The organism is Microcoleus sp. FACHB-68 (assembly GCF_014695715.1).
GTDB lineage: Bacteria > Cyanobacteriota > Cyanobacteriia > Cyanobacteriales > Oscillatoriaceae > FACHB-68.
Genome location: NZ_JACJOT010000006.1, coordinates 19,608 through 44,958, shown reverse-complemented (window position 1 = coordinate 44,958; position 25,351 = coordinate 19,608). Strand labels below are relative to the sequence as shown.

Here is a 25,351-nt window from a genome sequence, read left to right as displayed (position 1 = left end):
CGTAACTGACAAAAGGCACATTTAGTCTTTATAAGGTCAGAGTATGATAGCTAAGGGTGGAGGATTCTTTGATTTGTGCAATAACTACCTAAAATTTCTTAAGACAGAGAAAATGCCGGCAGTAATTGAGCCTCCACTTTATTAAAAGTTTCGTAGCACGGAAAGCCTAATTTGATCAGCGCTTGCCGCCTACTTGGAACTAAAGATTACAGGGGTGCGTCTGCCAGTAAAGCAGCACAAAGCTTTATATTTATGTTTGAGATTAAGCACATCGGTTTGTGAGCGTTTGCAGCTAAATTTCTCAGATGTGAGATGAACAAAAGTAGCGTCGCTTGAACCGGACACTAGGGCGGGGTTGCTAGCACCATGTATAATTCTATAGACAATTCCCAGCGGCATAGTAATTCTGACGAGCAGATTTTGTACAACCATCTGCTTGAACTTGTAAAAGTAGAGACGCCCTCTGAGCTAATTGAGCGCTTCCGAACCTTATTTATTGCAGGAGTGGGCTACCCTGATCGTGAAGTGGGCGCTGCTGTTGAGAGGATAACCGCCTCAAAGCAGGCTGAGCATGAATTTAAATTTATTTTAAATCGGTGCTGCCATATTCTGATTAATCGCTGGCAAATGCAAACTCAACTGCATGGAGCGATTTCTGAGTTAATCGCGCTGTTTGAAGGAAATCGCAGCAGAAACGGGCTTTACTCATTACCCATGCGTGGAGTGAGGCGCTTGCATGAGTTGGTGCGTTTGTTCACCCAAAGTGAACAGTATTTGACGCTGCACCGCTTGGTGCGAGTCATGAACCAACCTTCAGAAAGCAGTGGCACTCCAGAAACCAAACCCTTGGGCAGCTTAATCAGCCAATATCCTTACCTGTATGAACACTGCCTGCTTAGTGAAGGTAGCACTTACGAGCATCAGCAAACGGTTCGGAAACTGCAATCGAGCCGGCAAAAGCAATTTGAGATTAATCTGTCACAGTATGTAACATATCAGGTGCGGCGCTCGCAGCAAGCCCGTCAAGCTTCCCCTGCGCCGGCAGGACGGATTATTCAAACAGTTAGCAATCCCACCTTATTAAATGATCGCGAATTGTATGTTGCCCTCAAACACTTTGTCGGCAAAGTTGAAGGCTGTCATACCTATCGCGACTTATCTCAAAGCTTTCTCACCCACAGCAGCCAAACACGAACCTACGGGACATTTAAAAAAGAATTATACGAATACCTCATTCCCTCGATTGATTCAGCTTACGGCAAGCGTCAATTTAATGAACGTTTGTATAAGCAACTAACCAACATTCTGCCCCAAAGCGATTCCCAAAAGTTCAGCGATTTCCTGTTAGTGAGAACTTGCAGTCAATTATTAAACTTTTTGGTAGTGGAAAGTCCGCAACGGCCCAACCATTTCATCTTGATTGACCTAATTTCAAATATTGGTCCAACCCTCGCCACCGGCTTGCTGCTAAAGATCGTGCTGCTGTGCCGCAAAGTCAAACCCTATTTGGAAAGGCGATTTGCAATTTTGTTTAACCACTACGAGTCCTCCACGAGAGAATCCGTGCATTGGTTAGTCAAAGCACTGGAAAATGTTAACATTGCCCTAAGTACGAATTTTGGAGCGGTCGATCTTTCCTTCATCCGCTAAATTTTTTTGGTGTCCAGCGCAGTTTTTGCAACCCACAGCAGACAATTCTGTGTTAAAGTCCCTGTTGTAAATCAGATTCGGTTGTAGGATTGTTTCTTGGTTGCAGAATTGCCAGTAGCCCCGTTCTGTATCGGCAGGCATATCTCCGAAGCTGAATCTCAAATCTCTCTGACTTTGGAGGTATCCCATGTCAATTTATGTAGGTAATTTGTCATACGACGTTACGCAAGAAGACATCACTGCTGTCTTCGCCGAATACGGCAGCGTCAAACGGGTTAATCTGCCCACCGACCGTGAAACAGGCCGTCCGCGCGGATTTGGTTTCGTGGAAATGGAAACCGAGGCCGAAGAAAACGCAGCCATTGAAGCGTTAGATGGCGCTGAGTGGATGGGTCGCGACCTCAAAGTGAACAAAGCCAAGCCTCGTGAAGATCGAGGAGGCGGTGGTGGCGGTCGCAGCGGTGGAGGAAACCGAGGAGGTGGCGGCGGCGGCGGCTACGGAGGAAAATCTTCCCGAGGAAGGTATTAAAATAGCTTTGGGGGGTCAGCACTCAGCGCTCAGCAGTCGGCTTTTAGCAATTGAGAAATTTATGGCTCATACCCCTTGCTTCTCAATTAATAAGCTGACGGCGGGGATCTGAATAGCTGACCATTCAATCACAGTTAGTTATCAAGAAATAAAGAATGACCCAAGTTGTTCTCGGCGAAAACGAAGGAATTGATTCAGCTCTACGCCGGTTTAAACGCCAAGTATCCAGAGCCGGCATTTTGGCAGATGCGAAAAATCGGCGGCATTTTGAAACGCCGGTGGAAAAGCGCAAGCGCAAAGCTGTTGCAGCTAGACGAAAAAAACGGTTCAGTTAAGATTGTTGCAGCTTCCACTGATTGGTAGCGGCAAGCTCCTGAACAACAGCAACTATTTTAAAATTTGTTAGCAGCGGTGGGCTTTTCATTAGAGAAAAGCCCACTTTTTTCTGGGGAAGCCACCCTCCTACTGTTGATTTTTCTAACTTCTGTGCGTTTCTGTGTCCAGTCACCGTTCAAAACCAAACCGGGAAAGAACGAACCTGTGCGCCGGCAAAATGCGTGATTTTCCGTCAATCGCCAAATCTGCTTTTCTAATTCGATAGGATCAAAGGAGGATGCCCTAGGTCGTGTGCCGGCTTTAGGCAGCCCCAAAGCATCTTCAAACCCTGCTCTCATGGGAGGTTCAGCTTTGACATCTTCTTCGCCTGACTTTGAATTCGCTCCCGATCCAAAGCAAAGTGATACACCGGCAACCAACTTAGCCGAGGAACTGGATCGGGCCATTTTTAGCTTTTCAGATATTCAGGCGGAACTGAACTACAAGCAAGCGAAAGACGCTCTGCAAGACTTGGTGAATAACCTGGATCTCACCGTTGAAGAACGAGCCGGCTTAGAAGGTGAAATTGGCGGCTTAGATGTGATGCTGGACAAATTAGAACGCACTTGTGTCCAGATTGCCGTCTTTGGCATGGTGGGACGGGGTAAATCTTCAGTTCTCAACGCCTTGCTAGGTCAGCCGGTGTTTGAAACCGGCCCACTTCACGGCGTCACCCGCAGCACAAAAGTTGGGACGTGGGAAGTTAAAGACTCCCCATCCCCACTTCCCAATGCCCAACCTACGATTACCTACCGCCTCTCTCAAGTTGAACTCATTGACACCCCCGGCATCGACGAAGTCGATGGGCAAACCCGCGAAGTTTTGGCCCGTCAGGTGGCTTCGCAAGCGGATCTAATTTTATTTGTCGTTGCCGGCGATATTACCAAAGTTGAATATGAAGCGCTTTCGCAACTGCGGGATGCCGGTAAACCCATGTTGCTCGTATTTAATAAGATCGATCAATATCCCGATGCCGACCGGCTCGCCATTTATCAAAAAATCCGAGATGAGCGGGTGCGGGAATTGCTCTCACCGGATGAAATTGTCATGGCTGCTGCCTCGCCTATCGTCGCCCAGGCAGTGCGTCGCTCAGATGGCACAAGAGGCGTCCAACTCAACCGGGGACTTCCTCAAGTTGAAGCGTTAAAGCTGAAAATCTTGGAAATTCTAGACCGAGAAGGTAAATCTCTCGTTGCCATCAACACGATGCTCTTTGCCGGCGATGTGAACGAGCAACTGGTGCAGCGGAAAATGGAGATTCGCGAGCGCAGCGCCAACCGCATGATCTGGAATGCTGTGATGGCTAAAGCCATCGCCATCGCCCTCAATCCTTTCACGGTCGTTGATATTCTCAGCGCTGCCGCAATCGATGTGGCGCTAATATTGACATTATCTAAAATTTATGGTATAACGATGACCCAAGCCGGTGCTGTTGGCTTGTTACAAAAAATAGCCATCAGCATGGGGAGCATTAGTGCCAGCGAACTGGTGGCAACTTTAGGTCTATCGTCCCTCAAAGGATTGCTGGGAATCGCCACACCGGCAACAGGTGGGGCCGCTTTAGCCCCTTATCTTTCCGTCGCCCTTACCCAAGCTGGGGTTGCCGGTGTTTCCTCCTATGGAATTGGCCAGGTCACCAAAGCGTACCTGGCCAATGGGGCTTCCTGGGGTCCTGATGGCCCGAAAGCCGTCGTGAGTCGGATTCTATCCACCCTTGATGAAACCTCGATTCTCAGTCGCATCAAGGATGAATTGCGAGAAAAGCTCTCAAGCGTAGGAAAAGCAGCAACTCGGAAGGCAGGGAAGCAAGAAAATTGAGGGCATGGGGCATTGGGGATTGGGGATTGGGCAAGGCTGAGCCAACCTAAAGGTATGGGGATTGGGCAAGGCTGTGCCAACCTAAAGGTATGGGCATGGCTGAGCCAACCTAAAGGTACGGGCAAGGCTGAGCCAACCTTTAGGTATGGGTATTTCTCCCCATCTTCCATGCCCCATGCCCCATGCCCCATGCCCCATGCCCCATGCCCCTTTCTTCTTACTTCCTTTCCTTAAACTCAGCCAGCCATTCCCGAATTTGCTGAGATGCGACCTCGCGACCGCCTAAGCCAAAGGAAAGGGCGAGGGCGACGGCAATTGCACCCAGAAGCAATCCAAATGCCAAATTGACAATGTTGCTGGCGATGCCCATTTGTTGCAGTGCCATTGCAGACACCAAGGCGATGATGGCAATGCGAGCGATTTGGCCAAGTATCCGCGCTTGACGAGAACCTGAACTGGTAATCAGTGAGAAGGCAAGGTTTGCAAAGTACAAACCGATGGCAAACACCACCAACCCAGCCAGAATGCGGCCAGCAACGATGACAAGGCCGGTGACAATGGCTGTCAGCGCTACAATATTTAAGATATTGGTGGCGGCAACTGTTGCCAAAAGCATGATGCCAACGAGTACGACAATGCCGACAAATTCAGAAGGTGTCCGCGTGGTAGAGGCGGGGGTGGTGTCCTGAATGACGGTTTGTTGTTGGTAGTCTGGCGGAATATTTGGATCAAGTGGCGGCGTGACAGGCCGGCCAGTATTAACGGGTCGGGTATCCAAACCCAGCCAGCGGAAGATGTTGTTGAAGCCTAAACCTGTGAGGATGTTGGTGACTAAATCTGCCACAAAACGCCCCAAGATGTAAGCACCAATCAGAATCAGCGCCGCTGTGAAAATTTGGGGGATGGCGTTGAGAATCTGGGTTAGCATCGAGATCGCCGGCCTGGAGATGGCCTCAATCCCCAAGGCGTTGAGGGCGGCGATCGCAGTTGGGATCAGGATTAAGACATAGACGATGGTGCCAATAATCCAAGAAAGCGATTGGCCGCCCGTGGTTTGACTAACACCAAAGCGTGCTCCCAGCCGATCTGTGCCGGTGGCGGCTAACAGATTTGTGACAATTCGACGCACCACCTGAGCCAGTAACCAGCCGGCTGCGGCAATGATGATCGCCTCTATAATCCTGGGGAGTGCTGAGAGGATTTGATTGAGCAGGTTTTGCACGGGTGCGAGTGCCTGCTGCAATCCCAAGGTATCTAAGATTGGGGAGAGAAAGAGTAAAAAGATGAACCAATAGAGGGCATTGCCGAGGGTGTCGCTCAGCATCAGTTGGTTACTTCCGGGTGTACTGCCCACTTGCCGGTTCAACCGCTCATCCAAACCAAAAGCTCGCAACCCTCGCGTTATCACCATTTTTGAGATGGTGGCAACAACCCAAGCGATGGCCAGTAAAATCAAAGCTCCGACTAACTTCGGTAAGAAGCCGGTGACCTGAGTGAGGAACGTGTTCAGCGGTTCGGAAACAGCCGGCAGATCCAGCTGGTTGAAAAAGGCCACCAAGACAAATATCATGATGACCCAAAACACCGCAGTGGAAATCCACTTTTCCACCTGTGGCCCATCTGGGCCATCCGGGCGACCTGTTACCCAGCCGGCTAGCCGGTTATCAATGTTGGTGCGCTTGAGCAGCCCCCCTGTCACGGCAGCGGCAATGGTAGCGATGAGCCAGCCAATCACCAAGATGGCGACTGCGATGCCGAGATTGATCAGGGAAGGGCCAAGGGTATTAACGTTGACGCCTGGGAGAATTTCCCCAGCTTGGTTGGTAGCCGGCCTGGCTTGCGCCAAAAACTCAGCTGATGGCATAGGCATCCACGTGCCTATTATTTGTGTAATACTTGGCGATGTTCCATTCATGGTTTTCTCGCGTTAAGGTTAGTTTCAAGACAAAAAATACGAAAATCGTGATATACGCCTCTAGCTTGAGGGTTAGGATGTCATCTCGTCAAGTTTTCGAGCAATCAATCCAGATTAACGCTAGTGCAACCGTGGTTGAGCGCTGTATCACGGATAACGTTTTCATGCACCGTTGGCTGAATCCGGCTCTGCGGTGTGAGCCGATCGGTGAGTGGAGTACCGATGTTGGTGCTCAAAGTCGATTTGTGATCCAAATTCCCTTCGTGCAGCCGGCATTAAATAGTGTAGTGCTGGAGCGGGAGCCGGGGCTGATTGTCTGGGGGTTTGAAGGATTTTTCTCAGGCTGCGATCGCTGGGAATGTCAACCGGCAGCTAAAGGGACGCAACTGCTCAACCGATTTGAATTTGAAATTCCCAATCCTTTGATTCGGTTTGGCTTCAATCGTTTTGCTGCAACTTGGACGCGCCAAGATATGCAGGCGCAACTGCGCCGGCTCAAACGCGTGGCGGAGGAAGTCTCCCAAGGCTTGCGAGCTTAATAGGCCGCTTAACTGTTATCCTGCATTCGCTCTAGTAACTTGCGAATCACACTGGCATCTTCCGCACCCGGAACTTGGGTCAGATATATCTGCAGATCCTGAACCGCTTTTGGCCACTGACCGAGTTGATAATAGAGGATGCCCCGATCTCGCAATTCGATGGGCGCACCCGGAAACAGCAACAAAATTCGCTCAACCGCAGCCAGAGATTTTAAGACATCTCCTTGGTTGAGGTAAATTAATTTCAGGTTGGAAAGCATTCGCCCTAAGAAACGCCGCCGGCCCACAGGTTCTAGAAATGCCGGCAGTAGCTGCACCGGCTGGCCGTAAATTTGGGCGAGTCGTTGCTGGCAATCTTCTGGAAACAGCACCTCACCTCGATTGAAGGGGTCCACGTAAATGCCGGCACCTTCAAAGTCTGGGCGGATTAGGAAGTGTCCGGGCATCCCTACGCCGACCATCGGAAAGTCAAGACGCCGCGCCAGTTCCAGGTAAACCAGCGAGAGGGTGAGGGGGATGCCGGTGCGCCGGTCAATGACATCATTGAAAAAGCTATTGCGCGGATCGTAATAATTCTCACCATTGCCGGTGAATCCCAAGTCATCGTACAGATATTGATTGATGGTTTGGATAATCCGCATGGGATACCGTTCAGCCGGCAGCCGGTCTTCCACCTCAGATGCCATCGTGTCGAGCGCATCAAGATATTCTGCGGGATCAAGTTCTGGATATTCTTCCTGAGCTATATACAGGGAAGCTTTAGCCAAATCAATCTGTGGATCTGGCTGATAAATTTCTTTATAGAAAAATTGCCGCGCTAGGGGAAAGTCCATATTGGCTCACGAATGCACTGTTACAATTCTCCTATTTTTTGCAAAGACGCTTTGCCTAATGCCATATCTGCTCCTTTAGACGACTTGGCTGTTATCGGCGACTTTAACAATTCACTCTGGCGAATCCTCACCGACCATAACCTAGAGGTAGCGCCTCTCGCCATCCCCCCTAGGAGAGGGATACATCTATCACCTTGTTTGTTTCACGGATTACGTGAGTTTCCCTTCACGCTTCTTATTATTTCCCCAGTCATTTTCAGCATAACTGGGGAAATATTTCTTTTCAAGATTCACTTTTTAAAGTATACAACTTTATTGATATTTATTAATATATCTGGCTAATTTTTAAAAGAGACTTTCAAAAAATTTTAAAAATGTTTTATTAAAAATGTTTGGAAAATTCATTTAAATTTATTATTTTTATTAAAAAAAAATAACTTTAGCTAAAAGTTTTGCTTTTTGGACAAAAAGCATGAGCACAAGGGTGAGATTCCATGCTTTCAGGAATTAGACGAATACCGTACAGGCCGCTTTCAATCCGACATTTTCAAGGCATAGTGACAGCGGATACAACAGTTTTCGCCCTGTACTTATACCCAAAGAAAGATAAGGTTAAAAAGAAAATCAGGCAAGATAGAATTTACGGATTAAAGAGCCAATTTTCTATTTCGGCTTATGGAAACTATTTACGGACATATTCAAGGATTAAAATCCAGCCATATCAAGCAACTAGAGCGATTATATGAACATCGGGAACCCAGCGATCGCGCGATTACGGCTGAGTTTGCCCAGCGCCTCGCAGCAATTAGTACAGAAATTCATCACCCGGTATGTGCCTATATTAGCCGGCGCGGACAGGTGTTTCGAGTCGCAGTGGGAACACCCAGCCAAACTCGAATTCCCCCCCAACAATTGCCCCGGCATAGCGCTGAACGCTTGAGTGGAATCCGTTGCATTGCCACTCAAATCAAATCAGCGGCACCAGACACAGCCGCACTAACAGCAATGGCACGGCAGCGCTTAGACGCTTTAGTCGTCTTAAATTTAACAAAAGAAGGAGTTGAACGACCGGGAAAAGGAGCCACCGGCTATGTTAAAGAAGCTTTCTTGGCTCACCCGATTCCCGGTACTGAAACACCCTGGATCGTTTCTGAGCCTCTGAGTTTAGATGACCTCAGCGAACAAGACTTTGGCGAATTAATAGATGAATGGGAAAGTGAGTTTTCTCAATCAGGTTACGGCGCATTTCAGTTTGAGGAAGCCGGCAGCGACGAAGATAAAGTCCTGCTGGTGGGATTAATGACCGATGATATCTCTCCCCAACGCTTTCAAGATGGATTGGAAGAACTCACCCGCTTAGTTGAAAGTGCGAAGGGAACCGTACTCGACACAATACAGCAGAAGCGATCGCGCCCCCATCCTCAAACCGTTGTGGGGGAGGGAAAAATAGAAGAAATTGCTCTGCAAGCGCATAAGTTGGGAGCGAATCTCATCGTCTTTGACCGAGATATCTCTGCCTCTCAAGTCCGTAACCTGGAAGCCCAGATTCACATCCCAGTCGTAGATCGCACGGAAGTTATTTTAGATATTTTCGCTCAACGTGCTCAATCCCAGGCCGGCAAATTGCAAGTGGAACTGGCGCAACTGGAATATATGCTGCCTCGGCTGAGAGGACGGGGTCAGCAGATGTCTCGGTTAGGTGCCGGCATCGGGACGCGAGGGCCGGGTGAAACGAAATTAGAGACGGAACGGCGAGTCATTCAACGGCGAATTGCCCAACTTCAACAGGAAGTTAATCAATTACAGGCGCATCGTGCGCGTTTGCGGCAGCAGCGACAGCAGCAAGAAATTCCCACAATCGCAGTCGTTGGCTATACCAATGCCGGTAAATCAACGCTGCTGAATGTGTTAACTCATGCTGAGGTTTACACAGCGGATCAGCTATTTGCCACCTTAGATCCCACCACGCGAAAGCTGGTGATTGCAGACCCAGAAACCCAGGAACGACAATCAGTTCTGCTAACAGATACTGTAGGGTTTATCCACGAACTTCCGCCTCCGCTAATGGATGCTTTTCGAGCCACTTTAGAGGAAGTTACAGAGGCTGATGCGTTGCTTCATGTCGTCGATCTTTCCCATCCAGCTTGGACAAGTCATATCCATTCAGTAGACGAAGTGTTAGGAGAAATGCCGGCGCTTCCGGGTAAAGCTTTGATTGCGTTTAACAAGATCGATCAAGTCGATAGTGAAACTCTAGCGCAAGCTCAACAAGCCTATCCCGAAGCCGTGTTTATTTCAGCGACTCAACGCTTAGGTTTAGAGACTCTGCGGCAGCGAATGATCCAGCTAATTGATGAAGCTGCTTCAGCGCCGGTACTTGCAGAAATGTAGGCAGGAGCCGGTTGTGCCGGCTATCCATTGTAATGACTTCACCATTGTTAGAGGATAACCAAAAATGGTAGAAACTCTTGATGACACCAAGCGTCTTGCAATTGCCACAAAATTGTCAGAGATGAAAGCATTGCAAAATCTGCTGATTAGCAATAACCGGCAATTCATTCAAGATTGCACAGATGATGAAATTCGCCAGCGCTTGCAAAATATGGTCGAGGACGATGAAAAAAATTTAGGCGTTCTTGATACTGTGATTGTTCAGTATGGTGTCAAGGCAGAAGCGAAAGAAACAACCCAAAAGATGATTGAGGAAGTTCAGAAACTTATGAAAGGTTCTGAGCTAACTTTGTTCGAGAAAGTATCTCAGCAGGAATTACTCAAACACCGGCAGACAATGGCGGGATTGTTAATTCACAAAGCTGCTCAAATTATTGGTGCTGATGTTGAAGCTGCGATCACTCCTTTAAATACTGTTAACTTCGAGAACCGCGCCCATCAAGAGCAACTCAAAGGAATTCTAGAGATTTTGGGTGTTCGTGAATTGACAGGACTTGAGCCACATCAGGGAATTTGGGCGCGGGTTCAAGATGCTGTTGCAGCATTTACTGGAGTTGCCGGCAGCGTTGTTTCTCGCACCGATGATGAGATGAGCATTCGTGACCTTCTCCTCATGGATCATACTAAGGCTGATACTCTGTTTGCAGAAATTTTAGGTTCTGACGATCCTGAAAAAATTCAAGAGTATTTTGGGCAACTTTATAAAGATATCAAAGTTCACGGGACAGCGGAAGAACAAGTTGTCTATCCGGCAATTCGTTCTGATTACGAACACACGCAGGAGATTTACAAACAGACGGATGAAGTGATGGAGATGTTAGACGAAATTACACCTCTTGATCCGGCTTCATCTGAGTTTAAAGCAGCGATTGAACGGTTAAGAACTGCGGTGCGAAATCATATCAATCAAGAAGAGAGCGATATATTCCCCAGACTCCGCAACAACTTCAGCGATGAACAGCAGAAGCAAATGGCGACTGAGTTTAAAACCGCTAAAAGCCGGCTGCAAGATGAAATGGCTGCTGCGACTCATTAAAACAAAAGTTTGTAGCTAAGTAAAACTATCCCAATTTGTGCAAGTTATGAACAATCCAACGACGTGGAAGTACATATTTTACCTCAAGGCTGTGATCAATTGGGTCGAATCTCTGGCTTTGCTGTTTGCAGATCGCTGGATTCGTGAGTTACTTGGTGAAAAACCTCTGACTAACCCTGAATATTTACAATTATTTCTTGTGTTGGTAATTGTGGTTGGGATTGGCTATTGGTGGGTTGGTAACGACATTTCTCGCAATCACAACATCGTCAAACTTGGAATTTACGCACAATTTTCTGTATTTGGCGTGCTGGCTTATCAGACGTTAGCCGGCAATGTTCACCCATTTTATTTAATTCCGGGTGTCATTGATCTGACGTTTGCCATTCTCTTTGTTGTGTTTCTATCTTCTTACCCTCGAATTAAGCCGGCTTTGGAGTGACTCTCTAGCGGTTTATGTGATTAAGTCTGAAGAATTGTTTGAGTTAAATAGTTGAAATTTACGCGACTGTCCTTTTTTTGAAAAGGGCAGTTCTCTGTTATTTGCGAATTAATAATGAGGAGAATCTATCATGGCACAAAAACACGGCCCTTGGACAATACAAGAAACTTCTCAGAAATACGAAAATTCCTTTATCAATGTTCGTGAAGATCAAGTTCTTCAACCTGACGGGAAACCGGGTATGTACACGACCGTCAAAATGAAAGCCGGTGTTGCTATTTTGCCAATCGATAGCGAGGGCACTGTATATCTTACCCGGCAATTTCGCTATGCGCTTGGGAAAGAGAGTATTGAAGTGGTATGCGGTGCACTTGAGGAAAATGAACCGGCACTGGATGCGGCAAAGCGAGAAGTTCAAGAAGAGTTGGGAATTACGGCAGATGAATGGATAGAGTTGGGGTTCTTTGATTTAGACACCTCGATTGTGCATTGTCCCGTTTATCTATTTTTGGCAAAGCAGTTAACGTTCCAAGAAGCGCATCAAGAGGGAACGGAAACCATAGAGAAACTTCAAATTCCTTTGAATGCAGCCCTGCAAAAGGTGATGGATAACGCGATTACACACGGGCCTAGTTGTGTGCTGATTCTCAAAGCCGGCAATACGCTGTCGTCTGGCGATTAAATGCCCCTAGTATGAAATTTGTTTGTGATGAAGAATACTCTTTATAATCTCTCTTCAGAGTAATATCAAAATTTATCAAGAATCGCTAACATTAATAATTATCGGCTCACTTAAAAACGCCTAATTGCCTAAGAATTAGGAGGCATTTTAACGAACCGATAGCCAATATCAATATGGAACAAGGCATTGCAAAAACTTGGGGTTCTACCCCAGAAGAAAGATTAATGTCGTTCCCTTGCGACCGCTACATTGATAGTTCTGACGAGGCGTATTTCCGAGCTATAGATGTAAAAGCACCGGCTCCTATTTTATTCCGGTGGTTATGTCAACTAAAAGTTGAATCTTACAGTTACGACTGGATTGACCGGCTCGAAAAGATATTTTTCAACGTTCAAGCGTCGCTCTCAGATCGTCCGAGTCCAGAACAACTGCTCCCCGGAGTAGAAGATCTAGCGCTTGGTCAAAGAGTGATGGGCATCTTTAAACTTGTTGAGTTTGAAGAGAATCGGCATTTAACGATAGTGATGGATGACAAACAAGCCATCGCACTGTTTGGCAACATTGCTGCTAGTTATGTCGTTTTTCCGGTGACGCAAGACACTTGCCGCCTTGTTCTCAAAGGGCATATTTTCTATCCGAGAAACCGCTTTTTGTCATGGATGCCCTGGGTGCTGCCGTGGGGAGATTTACTCATGATGCGCCAGCAGTTCTTGAGGCTCAGAAATCTAGCCCAAAACCAAGTTGACTGTATCTCTGAGGTGAAAATTCAAACATAAAAGCTGACCCGATCCTATTTAAAGATATTCTCTGGAACAGCCTTCAGCTATGAAGCGGTACAAAAAAGTTTTCCAAATCATACTTGCCCTAGGGATGGTAGTCATCGGTGCATGGCATTTTACTAGCCCAGAACCATTTGAGAAAATTGTGCCGGCCTTTCTTCCCTATCATCTGGCACTGGTTTACATCAGCGGATTTCTGGAAATTTTGGGTGGAGTCGGATTATTAATTCCTCAAGTTAGTCGTAGCGCTGCTTGGCTTCTCGCTGTACTTTTTATTGCTGTTTTTCCAGCCAATCTTTATCAGGCGATCAATAACATTGAAGTTCCAGCGCTGCCGCACGATCCGCCACTGATTTGGTTGCGACTTCCGTTTCAGGCGCTTTTAGTCGCTTGGGCTTGGTGGTTCACCAGAGAATAAGGTTTACGTCAATTGCAACGATCTACAAAAGTTTACTCAGGTTCAAAATAAGGAGCTACAAATGACACTCAGTATTATTGTTCATGGTGGAGCAAAAACCATCACAGACGAAAAGATTCAAGCAAACCACGCCGGCTGCTTAGCCGCAGTTGAGGCCGGCTGGGCAGTGCTTCGCAGTGGAGGCAGTGCCGGAGAAGCCGTTGAGGTTGCGATCCGTGTTCTCGAAACTGACCAGACATTTAACGCCGGCTTTGGCGCAACCCTCAACAGTGAGGGAGAAGTTGAGCTAGACGCGGCGATGATGGAAGGTGCCAAGTTAGGTTGGGGGGCAGTGGCAGCCGTTCAAGGGGTGCGCCATCCGATCTCAGTTGCACACAAGATTATGGATGAAAAACCCATGCTGTTAGTCGCGCGCAGTGGCGAACGCTTTGCCGCCGAACATGGGCTTGAGCTGTGTCCAAAAGAAGATTTGATTAGTGAGGAGCAGCGAAAGGAGTGGGAAGAGGAGCAGGAAGTTCTTGATCGCCCCAACACCGTTGGCTGTGTGGCGATAGATGCCACCGGCACTGTCGTTGCCGGCACCTCAACTGGGGGCACCACAGGTCAACCGCAGGGTCGTGTTGGCGATACCGCCTTGGTTGGCTGTGGCTTGTACGCTGATAACCACCTGGGCGCTTGCTCAACCACAGGCGATGGCGAGTCAATTATCCCAGTGGTTCTTGCCAAAACGGCGATTGATTTGATGGCGGGAGACACCCATCCAGAAGAGGCATCGCGCAAGGCAATTGAGACTTTGGTCTCTAAGGTTGAAGGAGAGGCCGGCTGCATCCTCGTAGATCGGCAGGGACGCATTGGCTGGGCGTACAACTCAGATCACATGGCAGTTGCTTATATGACGCAAGACATGGACAAACCGGCTGCGTTTATTAGCAAAGAAGAAGAAAATAGCTCAAAAGCACAAGGTGTTCCGTCAGGTACAAAAGAGCTGATGACGGTTCACTCCCCCTCGGAATAATCGCGTCCGCTCGCTTACGGTTCACTAGCCTAAAGCGATCAAACACGGATAAGCACAAGCATTTGGGTAAAGCCCAGGGCTATTTGATTCTGCCGGTAGGCGCAGGCTTAACAAATCCTCTTTCACTCTGAAAGGGGATTTTTTGTCAAAACACGCGCCTATAGGAATACTTATTCCCCTGTGTTGCCTTACCTAAATAGCCCCCAGGAAGATGATAGAAAAATCGCTACTTGGGAGAATACTGATTATTGGTTGTTTAGCCTTCTTTTTATGAACTCAACATCCGACTTTCAATATTTTCAGGGTAATTCTTTTTCCGATCTGTTTGCTCAAGACATCACGGATGCGCGTTATGCGTTCCTGCTAAATTATCCTGCGACTGCAAGCTGGGCGGCTTACCCCAACCGGCAAAAATATTTTATTCAAGACGGTAGTAGTGAAGCCACTAAAACCACCTTCGACAAGATTTGCCAGAAGGAACCTTGGAAAAATCTGGCTGTGTTAGGTGATGCCATTCCAGGGATTATTATCACCGATCCGCCAAATTCGCTGCTTGACTACTGGCGCGAGCATTTTGGCTTCAGCTATTCCAATATTATGAAGAGAATAGACTGCGCGACGTATCTTGATGAGCTTAGTGTGAGTGATGACTTTGACAAACTCATCAGTTTATTTCCCTTCGATAATCTCAAACCTGAAAAACACGCCGTCCATCCAGACAGCCACTACCATTTGCTCAGCAAAGCAACCCTAGCCGAATTGGGGGTGCAATGCCCGAAATATTCAAGCTACAACCTGCATGAAGTCAATATCGAAGACATTGCGTTACCAGAGCAATTCCCCTTCTTAATTAAGACTTCTCACGGACTATCAGGGGAAGGCACTTATATTATTAAAAGTCCCAGCGAATTGGACTACTGTTTGCGGGAAGTGAAGAAATATCTCGATATTAAGTTGCTCGATACGATTATTGTCTCGGAATTCGTCAACAATGTCGTGGAAAACTACTGCGTGCAGTTCTACGTCAGTAAGGCGGGAGATATTACCCTCATTGGCACGACGGGTCAACTTGTTACCCCAGAAGGTAGCTATTTAGGGGGAGTAATTGACTACCGGCACAATGATATGAGCAAATTTTATGACATGATTGCCGCCATTGGTCGGTATGCAAATCAACAGGGATATTTTGGCGTTATTGGCTTCGATGTACTCGAAGATAAAGACGGACAGATGTATGTGATCGATGCCAATTTTCGAGTCAATGGTTCAACTCCCCTCTGCTTGCAACGCCATACACTGCAAAAGCTAGCAAAGCAGGTGGCGAAATATTCCAGCGACTACCGCATGGATGGAACATTAGACTCGATTCTAGCCACCTTGAAACCTGAACTAGAGCGCAAAGACTTTATTATTTTGTCCGCTTTAGATAAGGTCAAATACGGAAAAATCCACACCGATATTTACGGAATTGTTGCTGGAGAAACGCTGGAGGAAGTGCAGCATATTGAGAAGAATTTAAAAGAGAAAGGGTTACAAGGACTGAGCTAAACAGCTTGATCGTTCCCAATTTTTTCTTCTGTCATCCTCATCCTGCTACCACCTGACAGAACGCAGGCCCAGCATTTGCCTCGGTCGGCGGCTGCCGGTAAAGACTCTATGCTTTTGTGATTTCCTTATGTGCGCTAGCGAACATAAGCTATAATAGTAATAGTTTGCTAGCCTATGTACAATTTCATAGAGTCAGATAAATCCCACAGAATTACCCATGATTAGTAGGAATCAAGCTGATTTCTAAGAATGAGTAATTTAAAGGAAATTGTCATGATAGGTAGTTCACTAGCCCAGAGCTTGCATTGGTGAGCTATCTATCAAGGAAAAAACGTGATCAAGCAGGCGCGACCGGCAATCTTATCTGATTTCCCCGAAGCCGATTTCTCTTTAATCGCGATCGCCACTTCTCAGGGGGGGCTAAAAGCAATTAGCGAGATTTTATCTGTCTTACCGGCAGACTTTCCTGCAGCGATTACCTTAGTGCAGCATCTAAGTGCCGACTACCCCAGCTATATGGCTGAAATCCTCGCTAGGCGCACGGCTTTGCGGGTTAAGCCGGCAGAAGACGGGGAACGCCTACGCCCAGGAACCGTTTACACTCCTATCCCCAACAAGCACCTGCTGATTAAGGCAGACAGAACAATATGTTTGTCAGATGAGCCAAAGATGAATTTTGTGCGCCCTGCAGCCACTAAAATGTTTGCCTCAGTCGCAGCCAGTTTTAAAACACGAGCAATCGCAGTTGTGCTGACTGGCAAACTAAGTGATGGGGCTTTAGGGGTGGTTGCCATCAAAAAGCAGGGTGGCTTAGTCATCGCTCAAGATGAAGCTAGCTGCGAGTATTTCAGTATGCCAGAGGCTGCTATTGCCACAGGAAAAGTAGATTTAATTCTTCCCTTAAGTGCAATCGCCGGCACGTTGCTGGAGCTAGTAATTGCCAACAAAGTTCTATAGAGTGGGTGAACTAACAGCGGCGAAAAAGTTAAGGGCAACCGATTTAAAACGATGAGCGATTACAATACAATCGCTGTAGCCCCCAACTTGAAAAAAACTGGGTTTCCTTAAATTTTATATTTAATAATTGGCTTTAATTATTGGGGTGCTGCATGATTTCTGGATGAGGATTTATTGTGCCGGCAGCACCCCATAAAAAAATAGCCTATTTTTATTTTAAATTAAGCTTTATTACCTTGTCTAGACAAAGTAAAAACATTTAACAGTCACACTCAACAGGATAGTCAGAAATTGGAAAGCCCTTGCTTGTTAAGCGTTAAGCAAGAGCTTTCAGAGGATTACCACCAAACTCGATTGCCATCTTCATCAACGCGAGCTTGTCGGATTACATCAGAAATTGCTTCAGCGTCGTGTACGTGGTGGAGCGCCTTTTTCTCACCATCCGGGTATTCCACAATAAAGTAAGTCGGTACTGTAATCTGATCACCTGTAATATCGGGTGAATCTACAGCGACTTGTTTAGCCTTTTCTTCAATAGTTTGAGCTTCAGGAGAAATTACATCTCCCGGATTTGCCGTTAAGTTTTTTTCCTTAGCTGTCGGCTCTGTGCGGGAATGCCAATCTTCACTGACTGGTTGATTTGTTTGGTTTTTACTTTCTTGTTTCATGGCTGTTTTAAGGGTTTCAAAACTTTTTACTTACTGAACTAAGTCTAGGGAATCTCACAGGAAAATGGCTCTTTCAAAAGAATGAGTTTGTAAAAAAAGCAAAATATTAGGGGTTTAAAGGCAAATATCTTTCAAACCTGTGGGGGCAAAATGTTCCACCATAACTTCATTCGGCGCGATTTGCTGTAAAGCATTTTTGATTAAAAAGCACATACAAACTTAATCTCAGGCTCATTCTTTAGATAGAAGAGCCTTCACTCGGTAGGAAGAGGAGTGAGCAAGCCGGCTTTGCTACTGTTGAGTATTGTTAAAAAAAAATAACGATTATAAAAGTTTTTACCTAGTGTAATCATTCAATAATTGTTGAAGCCGGCATCACGCGTTAAATTCAGTATCTTGCCTCCTACACAGCATTTTTTGACCTGAAGGCTCTCAATTTAAGAAAAGAAGCCGACAGATGAGCTTGCCGGGTAAAGCAACGCGAAACTCAACATAGATAAGTCGTTCAGATGTTGGATTGCTCAGCCCAACCTAGATTTTGAAGCTGGCAAAAAAACTTTTAAACTTATAAAAATAAGCAAAGTTGAATCTGTGTAGGTGTTAAGAGTTTTAAAGTCGTCAAAAATCTTCAAAGCATAGGAGACAATTGCAATGGCAGAGAACTTCAAAAAATCTTCTCCAGCCGGCGAAAATCTCGTTCCACTTCCGACCACAAAGAACGATTGTGGGGGTCGGTACGGAGGGCTTTTTTCAGATAAATTCTTGCCTTATCGAGCTGTTTCTCCCCAATCAAGTGCCGGCCCCAGCGCTGATAAGCGATCGCCTGCCACTGCCGCACTTCTGAATCGTAGGGAAGACGTTGCGCTAACCCTTCAACGAGTGCGATCGCACGGGGAAAGCGTTGCGATTTAAGTAAATACTGCAACTGTATGTACGAATTTTCCTTCATCTGCCGCTCAAAGTCTGATAGTTGGCAGTTTTCTTGAAACTTCGGTTCTTTGGGAGTTACTCGCGTTGCCGCCGGCTGCCGGCGCACTGTTACCACCGGCTCTTTTTTAGCTGCCGGCGTGGTTTGCGGCTGCCTCAACGGTTCGGGTTCTGGCTTGGCAACCTCTAACAGCAACTTATACGCCTCATGCAGCCGAATAAATTTCTCATGGGCATATCGGTCGCCGGTGTTCACATCCGGGTGATAAAGCCGCGCCAGACGCCGGAAAGACGCCTTCACATCCGCTTGACTTGCTTTTGAAGTCAACCCCAACAGTCGGTAGCAGTCTGCAATGTTCATTCACTTCCACGAAAAAGGCAGAATCTCTCTTTATAAAGATTCTGCCACGCTTATTTATGTCTGAGAACAAATCTAACAAGGGCAACCCTTTCGAGACTTACGCTTTTGAGAAACAGGGGGGGAGGGGGGAAAAATACAACCGCTCTTACCCTCCCCTGCTTGCGTCAGTCTTGCCCCAACTCATGCCGGTGTTTTAGGCGGGACGCTCTTCAATGACTCGGTCAATTAAGCCGTATTCTTTCGCCTCTTGAGCAGACATGAAATAATCGCGGTCGGTATCCTTCTCAATTTTAGAGAGAGGTTGGCCGGTTCGCTGTACCATCATGTCATTGAGTTGCCGGCGAGTGCGGATGATCTCTCTGGCTTCAATTTCGATGTCTGAAGCTTGTCCTTGAGCACCGCCAAGGGGTTGGTGGATCATGATCCGTGCGTGGGGAAGTGCGAGTCGCTTCCCTTTGGTGCCGGCAGTGAGGAGGAACGCACCCATTGAGGCTGCCATTCCCACACAAATTGTCACCACATCTGATTTAATGTGCTGCATTGTGTCATAAATCGCCAAGCCGGCTGTTACCGAACCGCCCGGAGAATTGATGTACAGAAGAATATCTTTGCCTTGATCCTCGGAATCTAAATAAAGCATCCGAGCGATGATAGAATTTGCAACTCCATCATTGACTTCTCGACTCAGGAAAATAATTCTTTCCAGAGAAAGGCGAGTGTAGATATCAATCCACTGGGTGTAAGGTTGGCCTGGGAGGCGGTAGGGAACTTGAGGAATACCAATGGGCATAGGAGTCTCTTGCTTTTAGCGGGTATACAACTCAGACTACAGCGGGGACGGGTGTAGGCAGGTCTTTAGAACTTTCTAAAACCCGGTCGATCAAGCCATATTCTTTGGCTTGATAGGGGGTCATGTAGAACATTCTGTCCATATCTTTGGAAATTTTTTCAGCCGACTGTTCCGTATTTTTTGCGAAAATCTCCACGATTGTCGCTTTATTTGCCAAGACTTCTTTTGCCCGAATTTGAATGTCTGTGGCTTGACCCCGTGTGCGGCTGCGAGCTTGGTGCAGAATGATCGTAGCGTGGGGCAAACTCGCTCTACATCCTTTCGTGCCGGCTGATAAAATCATTGCTGCCGTGCCCATTGCCTGACCCAAACAAATGGTATGAACGGGAGGCTTTATGTAACTAATGGTGTCACAGATTGCAAAGGCTTCTGTTTCAAAACCAATGGAATCTCCACCATACCAAGAAGTGCCGGTAGAGTTGATGTAGATATAAATAGGCTTCTCTGGGTCATCGTATTGCAAATAGAGCAATTGGGCAATAATTAGCTCTGTTACGTCTACCCCTAGCTGATCTTTATACTCATCTGGTGAAACTAGCGGCAGTCCCAGATAAACAATGCGTTCCTTCAATAAAAGGGACGGTAAATCTGGCGGGGGTGTCCTATAGTAGGCATCTCCGTATTGGCTCGATTGAACAGCCTTGATGGGTGAGTTCATTGCTGATGGTTGCCTGAAATGATGACACTATCTCTAACATAGTAGCGTGATGGTGTGAACGCAGGAGGAACGGTCGAGGAGTAATTTCACTACCGGCAGATGGCTTCGTCATTTTCTCGCCCCCTAGCCTATGCTGAGTAATAACGAGATGGCTCGAAAGCGCTGCTGGCGCTCTGCGTAACGCTAGTATTTGCCTATGATGTCATTCCTATCGGTATTGAGTTTCGCAGGAACGATTTGATTATGAAAGTAAGTTTGCAACCGGCCTTAAATGATTCTAACGTTGATGCCACTCAGGCAAGCAGCCAGCGTCAGCTATCGATTTCGATCTCTGCGATCGCTGCTGAGATGGATCGCAATGTGCCCCTCAACTTGTGTTTGATTTTGGATCACAGTGGTTCGATGAGTGGGCGACCCCTGGAAACGGTGAAACAAGCAGCGCATCGCCTTGTAGATAGGCTGAATCCGGGTGATCGCCTCTCGGTGGTGGCATTTGACCACAGGGCTAAAGTCATTGTCTCAAATCAGGCGATTGAAGATCGGGGGCGGGTTAAAAAGCAGATTGATAAACTTCATCCTGAAGGCGGTACTGCCATTGATGAGGGTTTGAAGCTGGGAATTGATGAACTGGCTAAAGGCAAAAAAGATAGGATTTCCCAAGCGTTTCTCCTCACAGATGGCGAGAATGAACACGGCGATAATAACCGTTGTTTGAAGCTGGCTCAACTGGCAACTGATCACAAACTCACACTAAATACGCTGGGGTTTGGTGATCACTGGAATCAAGATATTTTGGAAAAGATTGCCGATGCTGCCGGCGGTAATTTGGCTTATATTGAGCGTCCCGATCAAGCGATCGATGTGTTTAGCCGGCTGTTTAGCCGCATTCAATCTGTGGGACTAACGAATGCTTACCTGTTGCTGTCATTAATGCCGAAGGTGCGCCTCGCGGAACTCAAACCGATCGCTCAGGTGATCCCCGATGCGATTGAATTGCCGGTGCAAAGAGAGGCAGATCGGATTGTGGTGCGTTTGGGAGACTTAATGAAGGATGCACCCAGAGTGATTTTGGCTAACCTTTACCTCGCGCAGCTGGCACAAGGCCGGCAAACGATTGCCAATCTGCAAATCCGTTATGATGACCCTGCTGCCGGTGTTGAAGGGGTACTCTCGGAAGTGGTGCCGGTGGATGCTAACTTCCTGAGTGTTTACCAGCCGGCAATTAACCCAGAAGTACAGCAGCACATTCTCGCTTTGGCAAAATACCGGCAAACTCAACTGGCAGAGGCGAAATTGCAACAAGGCGATCGAGCCGGTGCCGCTACAATGTTGCAAACAGCCGCGAAAACGGCGCTGCAAATGGGAGATAAAGGTGCGGCGACGGTATTGCAAAGCAGTGCAACGCAATTGCAATCAGGGGAAGAACTTTCAGAAGCTGATCGCAAGAAAACTCGCATTGTTTCTAAAACTGTTTTGCAATAGTCAAGCCGGTGAAAATCGCAGGCCGGTTTTTTTTAAGGCAAGCAAGTCAGAAAAGATCGCAAAGGTACGCAGCGGAAAATTTATAATGCTGCGTACCTCTGTGCTATTTACGCGAAAAGAAAACAACTTGCTTTATTCTGGAGGCGGAGCGGCGTGAGGCAGTACAGACGCACTCTCATCTGAGGTTCGCACCGGCACGCCTAAATGCTTTCTCGCCTCTTGTTCTGCTAGCTGCCGGTCTTTGTCGCTCTTAAACTGTCCCTCGTCCAGCAGGGACTCATTTCGTGCCGCCTCATCTCGACTCGGCTTATAGCCATTTTTCCACTTATACTTCAAGTCCATAAGTCAAACACCAGATACAACATTTTGTTGGTCTACTTGCAATCCTACGATTTGAGTTCTGATGAAACTCCTATCCTTGGGAATATATAGCAATAATAATATCTGCCAAAAGCAGTAAACTTCTGCTTAGATCGCTTGCTTAAAATTTCAGCTATTTTAAACAGGCTAAAAGTATAAAATTATTTTGTATTCCTATTTTCTCTTAAATTAACTATTAACTCATGTAGGTAGGACGAGCCAACTAGCTATTATTTAGGGTTAAAAAATATGGTTTAAATATTTTACCTTTTCTCTGCTTTCCAAGTGCCCCCATAAACGTAGAAAGGATTATTTTGACTAACCTGCGGCCAGCATTCTTTACAAACAAAAAACCACTGCCCCGACTTATCGTATTGAACACGATAGAGAACCGGGGCAGTTTGATGACAGCAGTCACAGAGTTTTATTCGGAATTTGCGAGCCATTGCCTCCAAATTATCCAGTAACGGCTGATGCGTGGGGACGGGCAAAAATCATCCGACCGGCAGACGTTTGTAGTGCGGATGTCACGACGACGCGCAATTCGCCGCCAATGTGGATGCCACCTTCTTCAACAACCACCATTGTGCCGTCTTCTAAATAACCCACGCCTTGAGCCGGTTCTTTCCCTTCTTTAACGATTTTTAGGTCAATATTATCGCCAGGAAGATAAGTCGGACGTACAGCTTGGGTTAAGTCATTGATATTCAACACCGGCACTTTTTGGACGCTGGCAACTTTACTTAAGTTGTAGTCATTTGTCAGCAAGGTGCCGTTAATTTCTTGTGCTAAACGGACTAATTTAGCATCCACTGTGTTGATATCTTCGTAGTCTGCTGAATGGATCACAATCCGGTCTGGATACGTTTCCATTAGCCGCTTGAGGATATCCAAACCGCGCCGGCCTCTCACGCGTTTTAAATCGTTAGAAGCATCAGCCACAAGTTGCAATTCCTGTAGCACAAACTGCGCTACAAGAATTTGACCCTCAACAAATCCAGTTTCTAGCAACTGCTCGATGCGACCATCAATAATGCAGCTGGTATCTAAAACTTTGGTTGCCACCGGCTTGAGGGTGCCTTCGGCCATCAGGATGGATTCCACACTGTTCGGATTGATCAAGCGTAAGAAGGCGCGACCATGACTGTCTGCCAAAGTGACGCCGGTGAAGGCAAACAGGATGCTGCCAACCACAGCCACTAAGGGTTTAATAAAGGCAAACTCACGGGGAATCGGCAGCAAGAAAAGCGGGGCCAGCATTAAGTTGGCAACTAATAAGCCAATGACTAAACCAACCGCACGCGTCAGCAGCATTTCTACCGGCATTTGGCGGATCTGCGCTTCCATCCGCCGATAGGTGGTTTGCGCCGATAAGCCGACGGCAACGCCAATCAGCGCCCCAAAGCCGGTTGTTACCAAGCGCAACCCCTCTATACTCGTTACCTGTTGCATCGTACTGCTAGGAAGCAGTTCTACCCCGTAGAAACCGATTCCTGCTGCTGCTAGGATGAATGAAAGAATAATGATTGCATCAAGCATCGTTTTAAACCGATAAATTTCGGATTTAATTCCCAGGGGGGAATTTAGGAGCGATTAGCCGTTAAACTCATCGCAAAGATAGAATTGGTTTTATTATATCTTTAGAGGTTTTGCATTCAGTTTCTCGTTTACCCCCTCAGCATTAGTAAAGATTCCCGTCACATTTAGCAAATTCTGGTTTTTTACCTCCCTTGAATAGTGCAATAGCTTATACTCCAACGCCTCCAAGCTCTTTAACATCAGGTGTTCCGACTGCTGCCTACCTTCACATTCCCTTCTGCCGGCGTCGCTGTTATTACTGCGATTTTCCCGTTTCTGTGGTTGGGGATCGCAAAAATGGTGAGAATTCTGGCACAATTCAACAATATGTTGAGATGCTGTTGCAAGAAGTATGCACAACTTCAGCAACTTGTCAACCGCTTCTCCGCTCAAAATCTCTGCCACTAGAGACAATTTTTTTTGGTGGCGGCACTCCCTCTCTGCTTTCAGCCGGCCAGATCCGGCGTATTTTGGAAGCACTTGAGCAAGAGTTTGGCCTAGCTGCCGGCGCTGAAATTTCGATGGAGATGGACCCAGGAACCTTTACCCTGGAACAACTCGAAGGCTATCGAACGGCTGGGGTAAATCGGGTGAGTTTAGGCGTGCAAGCGTTTCAAGATGAACTGTTAGGTGTGTGTGGCCGTTCTCATACAGTTTCAGACATTTTGGAAGCAGTGGAAATGCTTCGCCAGGTAGATTTTCACAATTTCAGTATCGACTTAATTTCTGGGTTGCCCCATCAAAACCTTGATCTGTGGAAAGCTTCGCTAGAAGCAGCGGTGGCGATTTCACCGGCTCATATTTCAAGTTACGATTTGATCGTTGAGCAAAATACAGCCTTTAATCGTTACTATCAAGCCGGTGTTCAGCCCTTGCCAGGAGATGAAATGGCTGCTCAAATGTACCGACTAGCACAGCAAATCTTAACAAGTGCCGGTTACGAACATTACGAAATTTCTAATTACGCCAAGCCTGGTTATCAATGCCGGCATAATCGAGTGTACTGGCAAAACCGGCCTTACTTTGGCTTTGGCATGGGTGCAACCAGTTATGTTCAAGGCCGGCGATTTACGCGACCTCGCAAGACGTGGGAATATTATGAATGGCTGCACTCGGAAGGCGCAAAGCAGAATGGGGCAAGCGAAATAGAGGATGCCGGCACTGAGTGTTTTCAGGATATTCTGCTGGAAACTTTGATGTTGGGGTTACGGCTGGCAGAAGGGTTGAGCTTGTCTGGACTAGCCGAAAAATTTGGGACCGGCACCCTAGAAAAGATTTTGACGTGTTTGCAACCCTATCACCGGCAAGGATGGGTAGAAATCTTAAACCCAGATGGAGTGCCGAGCGCGGTTTCCCTCGGACAAAACCCGCCAGCATTTGGCCAACTGCGCCTGAGTGACCCGGAAGGATTCTTATTTTCTAATACGATTCTGGCCAGCCTGTTTCGTCAATTTAGTTCTTAATATAAAGCAACTAAATT

The 25,351-nt window shown here is 47.0% G+C and carries 25 protein-coding genes; 16 read left to right on the top strand and 9 right to left on the bottom strand.

Annotation, left to right across the window (positions count from 1 at the left end; genetic code table 11):
* Window positions 1-366 precede the first annotated feature (366 nt).
* The 3 genes from H6F73_RS04805 to rpsU all read left to right on the top strand — a co-directional run bounded on the left by H6F73_RS04805 (window position 367) and on the right by rpsU (window position 2,514).
* A complete protein-coding gene (locus H6F73_RS04805) occupies window positions 367-1,650 on the top strand; it encodes a hypothetical protein (RefSeq protein ID WP_190757675.1) in 1,284 nt (427 codons plus the stop codon).
* Window positions 1,651-1,837: 187 nt separating this feature from the next.
* The gene (locus H6F73_RS04800) at window positions 1,838-2,179 is read left to right on the top strand and encodes an RNA-binding protein (protein WP_190757674.1); all 342 of its coding nucleotides are present in this window, start codon (window positions 1,838-1,840) and stop codon (window positions 2,177-2,179) included.
* A 155-nt stretch (window positions 2,180-2,334) separates the two neighbouring features.
* Window positions 2,335-2,514, top strand: coding sequence for a 30S ribosomal protein S21 (gene rpsU / locus H6F73_RS04795; protein WP_190757673.1), 180 nt, complete (start codon window positions 2,335-2,337; stop codon window positions 2,512-2,514).
* Window positions 2,515-2,571: 57 nt separating this feature from the next.
* Here rpsU and H6F73_RS04790 read toward each other — a convergent pair whose 3' ends face one another.
* A complete protein-coding gene (locus tag H6F73_RS04790; RefSeq protein ID WP_190757672.1) occupies window positions 2,572-2,853 on the bottom strand; it encodes a hypothetical protein in 282 nt (93 codons plus the stop codon).
* Between the two features lie 94 nt (window positions 2,854-2,947).
* Here H6F73_RS04790 and H6F73_RS04785 point away from each other — a divergent pair, with 94 nt between their 5' ends.
* The gene (locus H6F73_RS04785; protein ID WP_242072369.1) at window positions 2,948-4,372 is read left to right on the top strand and encodes a GTP-binding protein; all 1,425 of its coding nucleotides are present in this window, start codon (window positions 2,948-2,950) and stop codon (window positions 4,370-4,372) included.
* A 217-nt stretch (window positions 4,373-4,589) separates the two neighbouring features.
* Here H6F73_RS04785 and H6F73_RS04780 read toward each other — a convergent pair whose 3' ends face one another.
* Window positions 4,590-6,236, bottom strand: coding sequence for a mechanosensitive ion channel (locus H6F73_RS04780; RefSeq protein WP_242072368.1), 1,647 nt, complete (start codon window positions 6,234-6,236; stop codon window positions 4,590-4,592).
* 128 nt (window positions 6,237-6,364) lie between these two features.
* Between H6F73_RS04780 and H6F73_RS04775 the strand changes: the two genes are divergently transcribed.
* Complete coding sequence (locus H6F73_RS04775) at window positions 6,365-6,826, top strand: SRPBCC family protein (RefSeq protein ID WP_190757669.1); 462 nt, start codon at window positions 6,365-6,367, stop codon at window positions 6,824-6,826.
* Between the two features lie 8 nt (window positions 6,827-6,834).
* Here H6F73_RS04775 and H6F73_RS04770 read toward each other — a convergent pair whose 3' ends face one another.
* A complete protein-coding gene (locus H6F73_RS04770; RefSeq protein WP_190757668.1) occupies window positions 6,835-7,659 on the bottom strand; it encodes a SirB1 family protein in 825 nt (274 codons plus the stop codon).
* A gap of 675 nt (window positions 7,660-8,334) precedes the next feature.
* Here H6F73_RS04770 and hflX point away from each other — a divergent pair.
* The 9 genes from hflX to H6F73_RS04725 all read left to right on the top strand — a co-directional run bounded on the left by hflX (window position 8,335) and on the right by H6F73_RS04725 (window position 16,987).
* Complete coding sequence (gene hflX, locus H6F73_RS04765) at window positions 8,335-10,050, top strand: GTPase HflX (protein ID WP_190757667.1); 1,716 nt, start codon at window positions 8,335-8,337, stop codon at window positions 10,048-10,050.
* 64 nt (window positions 10,051-10,114) lie between these two features.
* Entirely contained in the window at window positions 10,115-11,146 is a 1,032-nt protein-coding gene (locus H6F73_RS04760; protein WP_190757666.1) for a hemerythrin domain-containing protein, read from the top strand.
* Between the two features lie 46 nt (window positions 11,147-11,192).
* Window positions 11,193-11,588, top strand: a complete 396-nt coding sequence (locus H6F73_RS04755; protein ID WP_190757665.1) for a hypothetical protein — start codon at window positions 11,193-11,195, stop codon at window positions 11,586-11,588.
* A 130-nt stretch (window positions 11,589-11,718) separates the two neighbouring features.
* Window positions 11,719-12,270 (top strand): NUDIX hydrolase, encoded by a 552-nt coding sequence (locus tag H6F73_RS04750; protein WP_190757664.1) that lies wholly within the window; start codon window positions 11,719-11,721, stop codon window positions 12,268-12,270.
* Between the two features lie 173 nt (window positions 12,271-12,443).
* On the top strand, window positions 12,444-13,046 hold the full coding sequence (locus tag H6F73_RS04745) for a hypothetical protein (RefSeq protein ID WP_199330424.1): 603 nt from the start codon (window positions 12,444-12,446) through the stop codon (window positions 13,044-13,046).
* Window positions 13,047-13,095: 49 nt separating this feature from the next.
* Window positions 13,096-13,467, top strand: coding sequence for a DoxX family protein (locus H6F73_RS04740; RefSeq protein ID WP_190757663.1), 372 nt, complete (start codon window positions 13,096-13,098; stop codon window positions 13,465-13,467).
* A gap of 61 nt (window positions 13,468-13,528) precedes the next feature.
* Window positions 13,529-14,482 (top strand): isoaspartyl peptidase/L-asparaginase family protein, encoded by a 954-nt coding sequence (locus H6F73_RS04735; protein WP_190757662.1) that lies wholly within the window; start codon window positions 13,529-13,531, stop codon window positions 14,480-14,482.
* 270 nt (window positions 14,483-14,752) lie between these two features.
* Window positions 14,753-16,030 carry an ATP-grasp domain-containing protein gene (locus tag H6F73_RS04730; protein WP_190757661.1) on the top strand — a complete coding sequence of 426 codons (1,278 nt, stop codon included), beginning with the start codon at window positions 14,753-14,755 and terminating at the stop codon, window positions 16,028-16,030.
* A gap of 333 nt (window positions 16,031-16,363) precedes the next feature.
* The gene (locus H6F73_RS04725; RefSeq protein ID WP_347239474.1) at window positions 16,364-16,987 is read left to right on the top strand and encodes a chemotaxis protein CheB; all 624 of its coding nucleotides are present in this window, start codon (window positions 16,364-16,366) and stop codon (window positions 16,985-16,987) included.
* Window positions 16,988-17,325: 338 nt separating this feature from the next.
* Here H6F73_RS04725 and H6F73_RS04720 read toward each other — a convergent pair whose 3' ends face one another.
* The 4 genes from H6F73_RS04720 to H6F73_RS04705 all read right to left on the bottom strand — a co-directional run bounded on the left by H6F73_RS04720 (window position 17,326) and on the right by H6F73_RS04705 (window position 20,451).
* Window positions 17,326-17,655: a hypothetical protein gene (locus H6F73_RS04720; RefSeq protein WP_190757660.1), complete on the bottom strand. Its 330-nt coding sequence runs from the start codon at window positions 17,653-17,655 to the stop codon at window positions 17,326-17,328.
* A gap of 664 nt (window positions 17,656-18,319) precedes the next feature.
* Window positions 18,320-18,943: a J domain-containing protein gene (locus H6F73_RS04715; protein WP_190757659.1), complete on the bottom strand. Its 624-nt coding sequence runs from the start codon at window positions 18,941-18,943 to the stop codon at window positions 18,320-18,322.
* A 193-nt stretch (window positions 18,944-19,136) separates the two neighbouring features.
* Window positions 19,137-19,733, bottom strand: coding sequence for an ATP-dependent Clp protease proteolytic subunit (locus H6F73_RS04710; protein ID WP_190757658.1), 597 nt, complete (start codon window positions 19,731-19,733; stop codon window positions 19,137-19,139).
* Window positions 19,734-19,764: 31 nt separating this feature from the next.
* A complete protein-coding gene (locus H6F73_RS04705; protein ID WP_190757657.1) occupies window positions 19,765-20,451 on the bottom strand; it encodes an ATP-dependent Clp protease proteolytic subunit in 687 nt (228 codons plus the stop codon).
* A gap of 243 nt (window positions 20,452-20,694) precedes the next feature.
* Between H6F73_RS04705 and H6F73_RS04700 the strand changes: the two genes are divergently transcribed.
* Window positions 20,695-21,933, top strand: coding sequence for a VWA domain-containing protein (locus H6F73_RS04700; RefSeq protein ID WP_190757656.1), 1,239 nt, complete (start codon window positions 20,695-20,697; stop codon window positions 21,931-21,933).
* A 132-nt stretch (window positions 21,934-22,065) separates the two neighbouring features.
* On the opposite strand, the gene H6F73_RS04695 is transcribed toward H6F73_RS04700, so the two are convergent.
* Together H6F73_RS04695 and H6F73_RS04690 are read right to left on the bottom strand one after the other, a co-directional pair.
* Entirely contained in the window at window positions 22,066-22,275 is a 210-nt protein-coding gene (locus H6F73_RS04695) for a bromodomain-containing protein (protein ID WP_190757655.1), read from the bottom strand.
* A 474-nt stretch (window positions 22,276-22,749) separates the two neighbouring features.
* Window positions 22,750-23,832, bottom strand: coding sequence for a PIN/TRAM domain-containing protein (locus tag H6F73_RS04690; RefSeq protein WP_190757654.1), 1,083 nt, complete (start codon window positions 23,830-23,832; stop codon window positions 22,750-22,752).
* 191 nt (window positions 23,833-24,023) lie between these two features.
* Here H6F73_RS04690 and hemW point away from each other — a divergent pair, with 191 nt between their 5' ends.
* Window positions 24,024-25,334, top strand: coding sequence for a radical SAM family heme chaperone HemW (hemW, locus tag H6F73_RS04685; protein ID WP_190757653.1), 1,311 nt, complete (start codon window positions 24,024-24,026; stop codon window positions 25,332-25,334).
* Window positions 25,335-25,351: the final 17 nt, after the last annotated feature.

Bases quoted from the DNA above. Each gene is read 5' to 3' on its own strand.
- H6F73_RS04750 (WP_190757664.1), top strand. From the start codon at position 11,719: ATGGCACAAAAACACGGCCCTTGGACAATACAAGAAACTTCTCAGAAA.
- hflX (WP_190757667.1), top strand. From the start codon at position 8,335: ATGGAAACTATTTACGGACATATTCAAGGATTAAAATCCAGCCATATC.
- H6F73_RS04700 (WP_190757656.1), top strand. From the start codon at position 20,695: ATGAAAGTAAGTTTGCAACCGGCCTTAAATGATTCTAACGTTGATGCC.
- H6F73_RS04715 (WP_190757659.1), bottom strand. From the start codon at position 18,943: ATGAACATTGCAGACTGCTACCGACTGTTGGGGTTGACTTCAAAAGCA.
- H6F73_RS04805 (WP_190757675.1), top strand. From the start codon at position 367: ATGTATAATTCTATAGACAATTCCCAGCGGCATAGTAATTCTGACGAG.
- rpsU (WP_190757673.1), top strand. From the start codon at position 2,335: ATGACCCAAGTTGTTCTCGGCGAAAACGAAGGAATTGATTCAGCTCTA.
- H6F73_RS04790 (WP_190757672.1), bottom strand. From the start codon at position 2,853: ATGAGAGCAGGGTTTGAAGATGCTTTGGGGCTGCCTAAAGCCGGCACA.
- H6F73_RS04745 (WP_199330424.1), top strand. From the start codon at position 12,444: ATGGAACAAGGCATTGCAAAAACTTGGGGTTCTACCCCAGAAGAAAGA.
- H6F73_RS04780 (WP_242072368.1), bottom strand. From the start codon at position 6,236: ATGCCATCAGCTGAGTTTTTGGCGCAAGCCAGGCCGGCTACCAACCAA.
- H6F73_RS04735 (WP_190757662.1), top strand. From the start codon at position 13,529: ATGACACTCAGTATTATTGTTCATGGTGGAGCAAAAACCATCACAGAC.
- H6F73_RS04710 (WP_190757658.1), bottom strand. From the start codon at position 19,733: ATGCCCATTGGTATTCCTCAAGTTCCCTACCGCCTCCCAGGCCAACCT.
- H6F73_RS04775 (WP_190757669.1), top strand. From the start codon at position 6,365: ATGTCATCTCGTCAAGTTTTCGAGCAATCAATCCAGATTAACGCTAGT.
- H6F73_RS04800 (WP_190757674.1), top strand. From the start codon at position 1,838: ATGTCAATTTATGTAGGTAATTTGTCATACGACGTTACGCAAGAAGAC.
- H6F73_RS04705 (WP_190757657.1), bottom strand. From the start codon at position 20,451: ATGAACTCACCCATCAAGGCTGTTCAATCGAGCCAATACGGAGATGCC.
- H6F73_RS04760 (WP_190757666.1), top strand. From the start codon at position 10,115: ATGGTAGAAACTCTTGATGACACCAAGCGTCTTGCAATTGCCACAAAA.
- H6F73_RS04740 (WP_190757663.1), top strand. From the start codon at position 13,096: ATGAAGCGGTACAAAAAAGTTTTCCAAATCATACTTGCCCTAGGGATG.
- H6F73_RS04690 (WP_190757654.1), bottom strand. From the start codon at position 23,832: ATGCTTGATGCAATCATTATTCTTTCATTCATCCTAGCAGCAGCAGGA.
- H6F73_RS04730 (WP_190757661.1), top strand. From the start codon at position 14,753: ATGAACTCAACATCCGACTTTCAATATTTTCAGGGTAATTCTTTTTCC.
- H6F73_RS04720 (WP_190757660.1), bottom strand. From the start codon at position 17,655: ATGAAACAAGAAAGTAAAAACCAAACAAATCAACCAGTCAGTGAAGAT.
- H6F73_RS04755 (WP_190757665.1), top strand. From the start codon at position 11,193: ATGAACAATCCAACGACGTGGAAGTACATATTTTACCTCAAGGCTGTG.
- H6F73_RS04695 (WP_190757655.1), bottom strand. From the start codon at position 22,275: ATGGACTTGAAGTATAAGTGGAAAAATGGCTATAAGCCGAGTCGAGAT.
- H6F73_RS04770 (WP_190757668.1), bottom strand. From the start codon at position 7,659: ATGGACTTTCCCCTAGCGCGGCAATTTTTCTATAAAGAAATTTATCAG.